Source organism: Vibrio sp. 1731 (genome assembly GCF_033339955.1).
In the GTDB taxonomy this organism is placed as follows: Bacteria; Pseudomonadota; Gammaproteobacteria; order Enterobacterales; family Vibrionaceae; genus Vibrio; species Vibrio alginolyticus.
The window spans coordinates 576,262-590,183 of the sequence record NZ_JAWOVO010000001.1; the positions used below are offsets into that span (position 1 = coordinate 576,262).

8 protein-coding genes and 1 pseudogene are annotated in these 13,922 nt (G+C 44.3%); 3 read left to right on the plus strand and 6 right to left on the minus strand.

What is annotated here, in order from left to right; all coding sequences use genetic code 11:
- Positions 1-80: 80 nt before the first annotated feature.
- Complete coding sequence (gene trpS / locus R7035_RS02485; protein WP_025766897.1) at positions 81-1,103, minus strand: tryptophan--tRNA ligase; 1,023 nt, start codon at positions 1,101-1,103, stop codon at positions 81-83.
- A gap of 601 nt (positions 1,104-1,704) precedes the next feature.
- On the opposite strand from trpS, the gene R7035_RS02490 reads away from it, so the two are divergent.
- Positions 1,705-2,661 (plus strand): AEC family transporter, encoded by a 957-nt coding sequence (locus R7035_RS02490; RefSeq protein WP_025766898.1) that lies wholly within the window; start codon positions 1,705-1,707, stop codon positions 2,659-2,661.
- A 44-nt stretch (positions 2,662-2,705) separates the two neighbouring features.
- Here the strand turns inward: R7035_RS02490 and R7035_RS02495 are convergent, their stop codons facing one another.
- The 4 genes and pseudogenes from R7035_RS02495 to R7035_RS02510 all read right to left on the minus strand — a co-directional run bounded on the left by R7035_RS02495 (position 2,706) and on the right by R7035_RS02510 (position 9,754).
- Positions 2,706-3,161 carry a MarR family winged helix-turn-helix transcriptional regulator gene (locus tag R7035_RS02495; protein ID WP_017635039.1) on the minus strand — a complete coding sequence of 152 codons (456 nt, stop codon included), beginning with the start codon at positions 3,159-3,161 and terminating at the stop codon, positions 2,706-2,708.
- A 187-nt stretch (positions 3,162-3,348) separates the two neighbouring features.
- Positions 3,349-6,510, minus strand: a complete 3,162-nt coding sequence (locus R7035_RS02500) for an efflux RND transporter permease subunit (RefSeq protein WP_005378264.1) — start codon at positions 6,508-6,510, stop codon at positions 3,349-3,351.
- Between the two features lie 2 nt (positions 6,511-6,512).
- On the minus strand, positions 6,513-7,652 hold the full coding sequence (locus R7035_RS02505) for an efflux RND transporter periplasmic adaptor subunit (protein ID WP_086046620.1): 1,140 nt from the start codon (positions 7,650-7,652) through the stop codon (positions 6,513-6,515).
- A gap of 465 nt (positions 7,653-8,117) precedes the next feature.
- A pseudogene (locus tag R7035_RS02510) lies at positions 8,118-9,754 on the minus strand (methyl-accepting chemotaxis protein).
- A 774-nt stretch (positions 9,755-10,528) separates the two neighbouring features.
- Between R7035_RS02510 and R7035_RS02515 the strand changes: the two are divergent.
- On the plus strand, positions 10,529-11,518 hold the full coding sequence (locus R7035_RS02515) for a Solitary outer membrane autotransporter beta-barrel domain (RefSeq protein ID WP_130546637.1): 990 nt from the start codon (positions 10,529-10,531) through the stop codon (positions 11,516-11,518).
- Positions 11,519-11,523: 5 nt separating this feature from the next.
- Here the strand turns inward: R7035_RS02515 and R7035_RS02520 are convergent, their stop codons facing one another.
- Positions 11,524-11,772, minus strand: a complete 249-nt coding sequence (locus R7035_RS02520) for a hypothetical protein (protein WP_005378271.1) — start codon at positions 11,770-11,772, stop codon at positions 11,524-11,526.
- A gap of 816 nt (positions 11,773-12,588) precedes the next feature.
- Between R7035_RS02520 and R7035_RS02525 the strand changes: the two genes are divergently transcribed.
- Complete coding sequence (locus R7035_RS02525) at positions 12,589-13,920, plus strand: cytochrome ubiquinol oxidase subunit I (protein ID WP_318145946.1); 1,332 nt, start codon at positions 12,589-12,591, stop codon at positions 13,918-13,920.
- The last annotated feature ends 2 nt before the right edge of the window (positions 13,921-13,922 follow it).

The window sequence follows — 13,922 nt, forward strand, 5'->3', positions numbered from 1 at the left end:
GCGCTTTGACTGACTGGGAACTTAAAAAGGCACGTTGCTAACCAGCCGTCGTGCCTTATGTTCAACTCTCTACTTTTAATTCAGAACAAATTTAAACCAAATACATCTTTCACATCAAATAGCACTTTTTCGGTTTTCTCGCGAGAACGCTCACTACCTTGTTTTAAAATATCAATCAGCTGCGCTTTATCATTCAAATACATAGCGCGCTTTTCTCGAATAGGGCGAAGCATCTCTTGTAAGCATTCTTCTAACACTTTCTTGGTCAAACCATCACCTAATCCACCTCGTCGATAATGGTCTTTTAGCTGTTCGACATAATTTTTATCAGGATGAAAAGCATCGAGGTAGATGAATACAATATTCCCTTCGACTTGGCCAGGGTCCTCAATTTTCAGATGATTGGGATCGGTATACATAGATTTCACTGCCGCGGAAATCTCCTTTTCGGAGGCGCCTAAGTTGATTGCGTTCCCCATGCTTTTAGACATCTTATTTTTACCGTCAGTACTCGGCAAACGAGGTGCATCGCTAAGTAATGGACGGCATTCCCTAAGAACCTCTTTCCCACCCAGGTGGTTTATTTTTCTCACGATTTCATTAGTTTGCTCTAACATCGGCAGCTGGTCATCACCCACTGGTACTAGCGTCGCATGAAACCCCGTAATATCAGCAGCTTGAGAAATTGGATACGTTAAAAAGCCTGCGGGAATAGAGCGTTCAAAGCCTTTACTTTGAATCTCATTTTTAACCGTGGGGTTTCGCTCTAATCGTGCGATAGAAACAAGATTACTGTAATACATTGTCAACTCGGCTAATGCTGGAATTTGAGACTGCAACGTGATCGTAGTTTGAGCGGGGTTGATACCAACAGCCAAATAATCTGCAACGACATTGAGAATATTAGAGGATACCTTTGATGGGTTATGCGCGTTATCCGTCAGCCCTTGCATGTCCGCAACCAAGATCGTTTGCTCGTGCTCCGTTTGCAATTTGACTCGTTGTTGCAATGAACCAATATAGTGCCCGAGGTGTAATGGACCTGTTGCTCGATCTCCGGTAAGTATAATTTCACGCTGAGATGTATTTTTATGGCTATTCATATTTGTCTCCAAGTATTTAATAGATCGCTACTGGAGATAAAAAGATCAAACACTCTTAGCTACCATCCAGCAGCTTAAGAATGTAAGTATTCCGCGCCGCTCTATTTAGAGCGCCACCAAGAGAAGGTTGTTAATGAAGGGCGAACGTGTATTTTCATGTTTTTTAAACTAACAGCACACACCGCAGAACTCAATCTGTTTTGTACTGAATTAGTGTGAGTGTTCCAACAGCCAATTAAGAGGATTACATTGGTAAAGACATCGCAATGACCAAAACCGCACCAAATACCGAACCAGAGACAAACGCACACAGTACAGTTTTGTTGTGTTTCCTTTTCATTGATGAACTCCTATCCATAACTACGATGACCAGCCCTCACATCTAATACGCATGTGGATGCATCACGACAACGAGTTAACCAACATATCGCACGTAGGACCAGTACCGCTTTGTTAAATTGGGACCTCGTCCATAACTTGGAGTGTAAATGACTCCGGAACCTACAACAGAAGAAAATTTCATCACGTTACTATCCTACCCTCCGGGTTTGTGGCTTAATAGGCAACAGGAACACTTTTTTCTTTTGCTGCGGATACTTACATGGAAGCTGTTTTACATCAGTTGCAATTCTCTTTGTCGATAACCGGACCTATCTGTTTGATGTTGGTACTTGGCGTTCTTTTTAAGCGCTTTGGTCTAATCAACGATAATTTTATCGAAGTAGGCTCTAAACTGGTGTTTCAAGTTACCTTGCCTGCAATGTTATTTGTCAGCATTGTGGCTTCAGAACACGACTTTTCCGCGGCAAGTGGATTTGTCAATTTCGGCGTCATCGCTAGTATTTCGTTTTTCATTTTCACCTACCTTTCCGTCAAACTTCTGTTCAAAGCATCGCCTGACCAAGGCGTTCTTATCCAAGGTGGGTTCCGAGCAAATACAGGTATTATTGGCATCGCTTACGTTGCCAATGCGTATGGTTCTCAAGGTGTGGCGCTAGCAGCGCTCTATGTCGCGGTCACCACATTTATTTATAACGTCCAAGCGGTAATTTGCTTATCTCCCAAGGGGGCAACGTCTGCCTCGCAAGCAGCAAAGATGATGGGCCGAACACTGACTAGGAATCCGCTCATAATCTCCATTGTTCTAGGAATGGCTTTTTATTTACTCGCTATTCCAGTACCGAATGTGGTTATTGACGCAGGAGACTACTTGTCCAAAATGACATTGCCTTTGGCGCTGTTGTGTACGGGCGGCTCACTTGACTTTAGCTTGATGAGAAAAGAGAAAGGTCCATCTTGGTTTGCGAGCAGTTACAAGCTCATCGTAGCGCCAGTCATCATCACCATGGGAGCTTACTTAGTAGGGTTTCGAGGAATTGAGCTAGGTATTCTTTTCTTTATGAACGCCTCTCCAGTCGCTGCTGCCAGCTATGTCATGGCGCGTTCCATGGGAGGCAATGCCACGTTAGCTGCAAATATCATCGCACTCACTACGGTGCTTTCTACCGTGACCTGTACGTTGGGCATCCTATTTCTTAAGTTCTACAGCTTAATATAATTGGTCCGCGATAAAATAAAGACGCTAAACGGCATTGATGTCAGTTACTGGTCGTGATTCGCAAAAGTGAGCTTTCTTACCAGACGAAAAAATTCACTCGCTTCAGATTCCGACAAACAAGAAAAAAACTCTTTCTGTAAATTCGTCATGATTTGATGAACTTGCTTTAAAGCATTTGCTCCCTCTTTTGTCATGCTTAGCATTTTAAGGCGCTGATTCGATTTACTTTTAGAAACTTGAACAAACCCTCTCTTTTCCAGATTGTCCACCATCCGCTTTGCTACACTTCGCTCAGTTCGAACCGCATCAGCCAACGCTTGCTGGCTCATAGGTTGAAATTCTTCTAAAGCGGCCAGTGCACTTGCCATTTCTAGTGTCATCAAATTTTGCCGAGACAGCTCGGCTTGGGCACGATTGCGGTACATGCGCTGCATCACACCGCAGACAAACATAGGGCTTTGATCCAAAACGGAAATTGGGGAAATTTTCTGATCTTTCATCGTCGTTTTTCTTCTTTAGGCTTTCATTCGGCCGAAAAGGCTGTGCTGATACTGCACACAACACGCCGTCTTTCAGGCTCGCGTCATAGACGGTAACCACCAAGTGAAAACATAAAATAAAGAGCGCCGAAGCGCCCTTTAATCGTGTTTATTATCACTAGTATAACTCAGTTAAAACAAGCAAGTCCTACTCGCTTTGCTGAGTGGGTTTAGTGCTGGTCTCAGACAACTCTGCCTCCGACTCTTTTCTCGCACGTCGATCAAACAATCGCTCAACCACTACAAAGAAGATTGGGACGAAGAATATACCCAATATCGTGGCACTGATCATGCCACCAAGTACGCCGGTACCTACTGCGTTTTGACCTGCCGATCCCACACCTGAACTGATAGCAAGTGGTACCACACCCAAACCAAAAGCAAGCGATGTCATGATAATTGGGCGCAGACGAACGCGAACAGCATGTAAGGTTGCTTCGATAAGCCCAGCGCCTTTCTCATAGTAGTCCTTTGCAAACTCAACAATCAGAATGGCGTTTTTGGTTGCCAAGCCGACCGTCGTTAATAAGCTCACCTGGAAGAACACATCGTTGTCCATACTTCGCGTCATTACCGCGAGCACAGCACCAAGCACACCAAGAGGCACAACTAACACCACGGCGAAAGGTACTGACCAACTTTCATACAAAGCGGCGAGAACTAAGAATACGACGAGGATAGATAGCGCATATAGCATCGGCGCTTGGTTTCCGGAAAGGCGCTCTTCATACGAAATACCATTCCAGTTCACCGTGAAACCTTCTGGTAGCTTTTCTACCATTGCTTCAATTTCTTCCATGGCTTCACCAGTACTTACACCAGGAGCTGCACCGCCTTGAATATTCATTGCTGGCAAACCATCAAAGCGCTGCAAAAGAGGAGAACCATAGGTCCACTCGCCACTCGCAAAAGCAGAGAAAGGCACCATCTCTCCTTTAGCGTTGCGTACGTACCATGAATCGAAGTCTTTTGGCTGCATGCGGTATTCCGCATCACTTTGCACCATCACTTTCTTCACACGACCGCGGTCAATATAATCGTTAATGTAAGCCCCGCCCCATGCAGCTGACAGGATTTGGTTTACGTCATTGATACTGACATCCAAAGCACGAAGTTTGACGTGGTCAATGTTCACTTTGTACATTGGCGCATCTGCCTGACCGTTTGGACGAACACCGACAAGTTTCGGGTTTTGTGCTGCCATGCCCAGAAGTTGCCCTTGAGCCGCAACTAATGCATCGTGCCCTTTATTCAACGAGTCTTGGAGATAGAAATCGAAACCTGTCGAGTTACCTAGCTCTTGAATCGCTGGAGGGGCGAACGCAAATACCAAAGCTTCTTTAATGGTAGAGAAGTACCCCATCGCTCGGCCCGTAATGGAAGCCGCATCAGCGCCAGGCGCTTCACGCTCAGACCAATCTTTCAGGCCGATAAATGCCATCCCCATGTTTTGGCCTTGACCTGCGAAACTAAATCCAGCAACGGAGAAGACAGATTTTACATTGTCTTTTTCGTCTACTAGGTAAAAGTCACGCATTTTCTCAAGTGTTTTTTCCGTCTGTTCTTGTGTTGAGTTAGGCGGCAAAATAGCCATTGAGAATACTGTGCCTTGGTCTTCATCTGGCAAAAATGACGTTGGAAGGTTCATAAATAACCAGCCAGCACCTGCACTCATTGCTAAAAATACAACCAACATGCGACCTGTGCGTTTTAGAAGTTTGGCAACGCCGGTTTCATAGCCTGCTGTCATCGCATCAAACTTGCGGTTAAACCAGCCAAAGAAGCCTTTCTTCTCTAGAAGCTCAGCATCGCCTTTTTTCAGCAACGTAGCACACAATGCTGGAGTCAGAATTATCGCAACCAAAACGGAAAGCGTCATAGCCGCCACAATAGTTATTGAAAACTGACGGTAAATAACCCCGGTAGAACCAGACATAAACGCCATAGGGACGAATACCGCTGAAAGCGTCAAACCGACACCAATCAGGGCACCAGTAATCTGTCCCATCGATTTTTTGGTCGCTTCTTTGGGCTCTAAACCATCTTCATGCATCACACGCTCGACGTTTTCCACCACAACGATGGCATCATCCACCAGCAAACCGATAGCCAGAACCATCGCGAACATGGTTAACGTGTTTACGCTAAATCCAGTCGCGTACAAAATAGCGAAGGTTCCGAGCAATACGACAGGCACTGCGATCGTTGGAATGATCGTCGCACGGAAGTTCTGCAAGAACAGGTACATGATTAAGAACACAAGAAGAATGGCTTCTAATAGCGTTTTAACCACTTCTTGAATCGAGGCTTTGACGAATGGCGTTGTTTCAAATGGGTAAGCAATCTGCAACCCTTCTGGGAACGTTGCACTCAGTTGTTCTAAGCGCTCTTTTACCGCATTGGCTGTCTCAAGCGCGTTTGCGCCAGTACCTAATGAAATACCTAACCCCGATGCTGGGAAGCCATTATATTGGCCTCGAATATCATAACTTTCTGCACCACGCTCAACGCGAGCTACATCTTTCAAATAAACATTCGAACCACTGGCGTCGGACTTAAGAATGATGTCTTGGAACTCTTCTACACTGCTCAAACGACTTGCAGAAGAAATCGTAGCATTCAACAACTGACCCTCCTGCGCAGGTGCCGCACCAAGTTGACCTGAAGAAACTTGCGCGTTCTGTTCACTGATTGCATTTGCTACGTCGATCGCGGTCAAGTTGAACTGCGTAAGCTTAAAAGGGTCCAGCCAAACTCGCATTGCATACTGCGCACCAAACGCCTGCACTTGTCCTACGCCAGTTACACGACTTATCGGGTCTTGAATATTCGTTACAACAAAGTCGCCGATATCGTTTTCTGTAAAGTCAGGATCTTCAGAATAAACTGCGACAACCATGAGAAATGCCGTATTGGATTTATTGACGACAATACCTTGGTTTTGTACCTCCATCGGCAATGAAGTCAATGCCAATTGCAGTTTGTTCTGCACCTGTACTTGCGCGATATCAGGATCAGCTTCGCTATCAAACGTCAGGGTAATTGTCGCATTACCAAATGCATCACTGCTCGATGATAGGTAGCGAAGGTAATCTAATCCTGTCATGTTTTGCTCGATAACCTGCGTTACCGAGTCTTCAACGGTTTTTGCTGATGCACCTGGATAGCGAGCACTGATGGTGATCGTCGTCGGTGAAATCGTTGGGTATTGCGAGACGGGTAAATTGAATAATGACATTACCCCCGCCAACATCGTTAGAATCGCGAGAACCCAAGCAAATACCGGACGATCGATAAAAAATCGTGCCATGATTACTCCTGTTCACCGTTTTGGATAGTTACCGAACTGCCTGGCCCTACCTTTTGTAAACCGGCGGTAATGACTTTATCACCCGCGTTCAAACCATCAATAATGCGCCATTGGCTATTGATCGCTTCGGCAGTCTTCACTGGTTTCGCTTCCACTTTGTTCTCGCCATTAACCGTCATCACTGTCGCTTTACCTGTCGCATCACGAGATACCGTATTTTGTGGTATTAGAATCGCATCAGGGTCGACACCAGTAATGACCGTCGCACGAACAAACATTCCAGGTAGCAACAAACCGTCAGGGTTTGGGAATTCGGCACGAAGCGTCACGCTGCCCGTACTTTCGTTCACATTGACCTCAGTAAATTTCATTGTGCCTTTGTGTTCGTAAGTGCTGCCATCTTCAAGCATCAATGTAACTTGCGCAGAGTCATCTTCTTGCATATGGCCTTGGGAGAGTGATGCTTTCAAACGCAGCAGTTGCGCGGATGATTGCACAATATCAACATTGATAGGGTCAAGCTGCTGAATGGTTGCTAATTTGGCAGCTTGGTTAGCCGTAACCAACGCACCCGCTGTCACACTCGATTTACCGATCACCCCGCTAATCGGAGCTTTGACTTGCGTGTAATCTAAATTGATTTTTGCTGTGTTGATCTTGGCTTTTGCGACTAGGACCTGCGCTTTCGCTTCTTTGTATGCCGCTTCTGCTTCATCCAAGTCTTGTTGGCTGATGGATTTTTTGGTGATCAAGGTTCTGTAACGCTTCACCGTGGCATAGGTCGACTCTGCCGCAGCTTGCGCACGGATTAATTCCGCTTCAGCGCTCAGCAAATCCGCCTGAAATGATGAATCATCAATTTGATATAGCGACTGCCCTTGTTCAACAAGGCCACCTTCAACAAAATTTCGCTCCGAAATAATGCCAGTGACTTGCGGACGAACTTCTGCTTCTTTGAATGCTCGGCTACGACCCGGCAACTCTACTGTCAATGCTTGGCGCGTTGGCAGCACTGTTAACACTTCTACTTCGGTTGCGGGCGCAGGACCACCACCTTGGCTCGATCCTTCTTCGCTAGGTTGACATCCAACCACAAAAAGGCTCGACGCAATCAGCAGAGATAGCGTGGTTTTACGTCTCATGAATTTTTCTCTCTTATCTACCGACAAGCCTTCAAGATTCCTTATTAAAAGCTTCTAGAATGACTTAATAATGACTAACGGATGTATATCCAGAACAAATTAATTAGGATGATAAATACCCAGTGTTGTACATACAACAAAATTTACAGTTCTATACGCTTACGAAAAACGTTTATGGTAAAGGTGTTATGAAGTTCTCAAATTTGAAGATTTTGGGTTGGAAATCACATTTTCCTGTGAGCAATTACAATGGTTAAAAAGCAGCAAAAGTGATGATAAAAGCATCATCACGCTGTACAGAGTTTGTTACTGCTGTCTAGGGTTTTTGGCCACTCTGGTATACGAACTAAAGTGAGAAAGGATTGTAAATATAGTCGATATTTCACAAGTCAGGTTCGCCACTTATCTAAAAAATAACCCGCTAAGAAGCGGGTTATTTCATCAGTGAGACTGCTGTTCTCAAGCTTATACTTTGAACTGACTGACCTGATGATCTAAACGTTGAGTTTGCTCTGACAACATGGCTAAAGAAGCTTGCGCTTGGTTTACGATTTCCACAATTGAAGTGCTACTGTCTGCAATGCCTTGTACATTGCTATTTACTTCGTCACTTACTGTACTTTGCTGGCTCGCAGCCGTTGCAATGTGTGTATTCATCTGTTCATACGTGAAATCGCGTTCAAGATTTCAGAAAGGGATTCACTCGCTCGGCCAGCGGACTTGATCGTTTCATCACTGTTATTTTGGCTACCGCGCATCACTTCTACAGCTTGTCCTGCACCAGATTGTAGCTTTTCAATCATGGTTTGGATTTCTCCCGTACTCTGTTGCGTACGACTGGCTAAAGAACGAACCTCGTCCGCTACCACAGCAAAGCCTCGCCCTTGCTCTCCAGCGCGAGCCGCTTCAATGGCTGCGTTAAGCGCTAATAAGTTTGTTTGCTCGGCAATACCACGAATTACATCCAGTACGGACGCAATGTTACTCACATCATGATCCAATGTGTTAATGACGTGGCTTGCGCTTTCGATTTCACTTGCGAGGCTACGAATTGAGCTAACCGTTTGATCCAAAATAACATTGGTATTGGTAAGTTCATCATTCGCTGTTTGGCTCGCAACCGCAGCTTCGTTAGCGCTATCGCTTACATTTCTGCTGGTGACTTGCATTTCATGCACTGCCGCCGCTACCGCCTCGCTATCTTTTTGCTGAGAAACGGTCGAGTTCGCGATGGTCGTAGTCAACGAGCTAAGATTTGCCATTTCGTTACGTAAGGTATTTGAGCTTTCAATTACCTGAGCGACTGTCACTTGAATTTTAGACACAAACTGGTTAAATGCGTCTGCTAAATTGCCAATTTCGTCTTGTGTTTTTACATCGATTCGCTGACTTAGATCTCCTTCACCGGACGCAATTTCTGTCATCGCATTTTTAATATCATTGATAGGCTTCACAACCGTTTGTAACAACAAAAAAGCCATCGCGATAGCGGCAAAAATAACAATCACAATGCTAGCCTCAAGAATGAGTTCTGCTCTTGTTGCAGCCGCTGATATTTCGTCCTTCAATTGGCTTTGCTTTTCTTCTATTGCATCTTTTACAACGTTAAGCTGCGCTCTAACCTCGATAAATTGGTCTTCAAAGGTATGTTTGTGCTCGTTGTAGTAACCACGCCATTGAGATTGAGGTAAACGTAGCATCGCTTCATAACTTGCTAACCATTTTTCACCCAAAGAGACAAGCGTTCGAACTTCATTACCATGTGTAGAAGGCGTCACACCGGCTTGCGATAGCTCAATCATTTGTTCCATACGCGGCAGCGCTTTGTATGCGTTGTCTTTGTATTCACCGATGTGGTGATCAATATCGGTTTGAGTATCAGAAAGAGCAACACCTTGGATTGCAGATGTAGCTTGGTAAAGATCGCGGTAAGCATCCTCAATCGTTAACAAGTTCGGCACGATCTGTTCGTTGAGTGTCTCACTCAATTCAGATTGCTTCCAACTTGTCATAACGTTTAATACAGAGCTCACAATAAACAATCCAATAATCAATGACAGCGGAATCACTATCTTCTGCTTGATCGTTAAGTTCTGGAACATGAATAGACTCTCTTTATTTATGGTATACAAACTGCCGAAAATTATATCAAACAAATAGAGTATACTATTAGGTAAAATAGACTATTCAACATGAAATCTAATGACTTTTTGACAAGGGTTCTAATTTCAACAATTAGTTGATTTTATAGAAAATTTAACAAATAGATCTTTTCAAAATATGCAAATTAAAATGCTCTTTCAAAACGAAAAATATGTAACAGAAAGTGAATTAAAAGGGACCACATTTTGAAGAATAGATCGAATCAATGATTTACTGAGAACACATACAAAACACAGTTCTTGGATTGAGCACCACCGCGGAATATGCAAAGGTCCGAACATTTCTTCTAAAGCTCAAAAAAACCATTGTTTATCTGACGTATTTAAGGGTACTCCTTGATGATGTTAGTCGTGATGTTGGCAGACAGGATGCTTACAAGTTTTCGAAGTTAACCAGTAGCACAGTGAACGATTCAGATTTTCTTGAGCGCCAAGGCAATAAAAAAGTTTGCTATTTTCCTCTCAAGAGACGCATTAAAGAAAATAATGCAACCTAGTCACAAAGTCTTGCTACATCTTCAGAAAAGAATGATGTTGCTAAACAAATCTGGTGCAGCATACACATTGAAGCTAAACTCGTTTAAGGAACTTTTTCATATCAATATGAGAAAACATAGATTTCTCAAAGTTACACCGACCATTCAACGATTAAACTAATGTTAGCGTACCGGTACGTCCAAAAACTCCATGCATGAACCATTTGAAAGAGCCAAAATGTTCCAACCCAACTTCGCCTCAGTGGAGTGGCGAGTCGTTTCGCTCGCTCTCCTACTCTCTCTTCCTAACACAGCTCAATCGGATCCACTAGATAAGGAAATTAGCAACCTTCTCCAACAACGTTTTTCTATCGCGGTTTTGCTGTCCGACACTGACGCAATTGCGTTTGGTATTGGCGACTTTGATCCGAATGCATTATTTGATACCGCCAACCCAGAGTTCGGGACTGACGAGTCAATCAATGAACGTCGAAGCAAATCCGTATATGTTCTCCCTTACACGACTAACTTTGACATAGAGGGCAGCGAGGACTTACATGAGCTGTCGTTTAAGGCATTTACGATACAAACAGAGAATGATCTCAAACTATTCGGCACAAGTAAGGATCTTCTCAAGGAAAGGACATACGGTGCATCGATTGGTTATGGGTATCTATACAAAGCAAGTGAAAACGTCACCCTTAGCACCAGAACGACGACTCACCTTATGCGTTATGAAAACTCATTCTCTACCGATAATAAACTTTCCTCCATCATTGGAAGAATCCTAGACGGCCGTGCCGTTAACGTTTCAGCATGGGCGGCAATAGTTCAACCATCCATTAAAGCCAAATACACGTCTCCCACAAGTTGGGGGAAATGGCATGCCAGTTCGACATTGAATTCATTCATTGGGCACAGCTGGGGAAGCGCAAATAACGGCAATATAGGCAACCCTAAAGGTTGGTACCTATCTAATGAAATCACCGGTTACTACAATATTTATCACGGTGAGCAGGCTTTATTTACCGGGATTAAAAGAGTCGACCTTTCGCATGATTTAAGCGATGAACTGGGAAGCCCGCATTACTACGAAGCTTCTATAGGATGGCTATTTTATGCACCAAAGCCCTTTGATTGGTTGGACAATTTCGGCATAGGCGTTAACTTCAACTACGGCTCGACTCTCAGAGGTGGCAGCATTCAACTTTACTACAACAAACAATAACGCTGTCAGTACAGGAACCAGTTGGTAGCATATATAACAAGAAGAACGAGAAGACACAAAAGGAATGGCAGAGTTAGCGTCTTCGCAAACTTTTTCATGAGACTTGGGTTATCAAACACCACACCTTCCGCTTCTCTTACCCTTCGCTCTTCGTCAAAATGCCATTTAATGGCTAAGTAGGCTCCTATCCCTAATACAATAAGCTTAAAAGCTCCAGCAAAGTAAGGAAAGAAATTAGCCCAACTGTCGTTCATTATCCATCTCCATCAAATTCAATATCAGCTTTGCGGTGGCAGAATCCAAGATTCATGTAGAATGCCCCCCTCAAAGTCAGACTCTCTGGCTAGCGTCAGTCTACTGCTCGAGATAGCTGTCCACAACTCTCTTTACCATATCGGCATTTATTAATTATTTAATAAATAACAAGAAAGACACTAGCACACTTGCTGAAAAGTAAGTGTCAGTTTGGATTGAAACTCATCAGGAATCGAAAATGGTCCGCAGTCGACTTGTTGATTTAGTGAAAGCCGAATTACCTAGTGCTAAATCGTTCGCTAGTATAAAAATGTAGCCTATCGCACTTCTGGTCGAGTGCTAACGAACTTATGATGCATATGTCATTAACGGCGCAATTTTGAGTTTATCAATTAGCTAAAGTTTCCCACCTTAACTGTCAGTAAGCTTGCTGTGTTTGAGATGATCTCGACATGACTAGTGTATAAATAGTATGGAGGTTCAAAGTGAAGGCAAGGCAAATTTCCTTACTAAAAATATTGTTTCTGTAATTTTATTTCAGGATTATCGAAACCATCATAAGGATAATTCGAACTAATCTTAATCCATGCTCCTTCAGTTACATTTGCTTTCTTTTACTCACTTCTCGCGACTATTAGTGGCATTTTGAGACAATTTCCTACACTCCTTTCTTTGTCTTAGTTGATATAAATCATGGTTAGAAGAAAACAGAATCACCTGTATTTCTCGATACATGAATCCAAACTGCCCGACTTTTCGTAACTAAATTACAGATAGACACGATTTTTAGTATGGCACGTTTTTGAGGAACCAAGATGTTAGATACCCTCATGCTGTCGCGGATCCAGTTCGCGGCCAATATCAGCTTTCACATTCTCTTCCCGACCATCACCATTGCGTTGGCATGGATGTTGGTGTTTTTCAAGTGGCGATATAACCGCACACAAGCCCCCGTATGGCTCGATGTTTATTACTTCTGGGTCAAGATATTCGCTCTCACTTTCGCCTTGGGTGTGGTATCCGGCATTACGATGAGTTTCCAGTTTGGTACCAACTGGCCAGGCTTTATGGAACGAGTCGGAAACGTAGCTGGACCATTGCTCGGATACGAAGTGATGACCGCCTTCTTTATGGAAGCCACCTTCCTGGGTGTAATGCTTTTTGGACGAGGACGAGTACCGGAATGGGTTCATACTCTCGCCACCGTTCTGGTTGCTGTTGGGACAAGTATGTCCGCATTTTGGATTCTGGTGCTTAACAGCTGGATACACACACCAAGTGGCTATGAAGTGATTGACGGCATTGTTCATGTGACCAGTTGGAAAGAAGTCATTTTCAATCCTTCTTTACCGTACCGTCTTCTACACACGCTATTAGCATCGGCGCTGACTGCCAGCTTCTTGATTGCGGGTATCTCGGCTTATCAAATAATGAAAAAGCCAGATCATCGCTCAGCCAAACTTGGCCTAAAAGTCGCGTTGTTCGCGGCGGCTGGGTTCATCCCGGTACAAATCTTTGTCGGTGACCTTCACGGGTTAAACACGCTTGAACATCAACCTGCAAAAATTGCAGCGATGGAAGGTGTGTGGGAGACCGAGCAAGGCGCACCTCTTCTACTATTTGCGATGCCAAATGAAGAAACTCGCAGCAATGATTTTGAAGTGGGCATCCCTAAGTTGGCGAGTTTGATTCTTACGCATGACTTAGACGGGGAAATCCAGGGACTTAACGAGTTTGCGCCTGACCACCCGCCAGTGAAGCCCTTGTTCTTTGGTTTCCGCGTGATGGTTGGTGTAGGTGTCCTTATGCTGCTGGTTAGCTGGTATGGCGCGGTGAAGCTAGCACGCAAAAAAGCGCTACCTAAACCTTACCTGTACACAGTATTAGCCATGACGTTCTCTGGTTGGATAGCCACACTGGCGGGTTGGTATGTTACTGAGATTGGTCGACAACCTTGGTTGGTCAGCGGTGTATTGCGAACATCCGAAGCCGTCACCACGGTTACGAGCAGTAGCGTGATGACTTCGCTCATTATGTACTTAGCCATTTATGCTGCATTGCTGGTTGCGTACATCCATACCCTATTCTATTTGGCGCGCAAAGACGTTGCTGCCCATGAAGTCCCACTGACACAACAAGAGGCCTAATC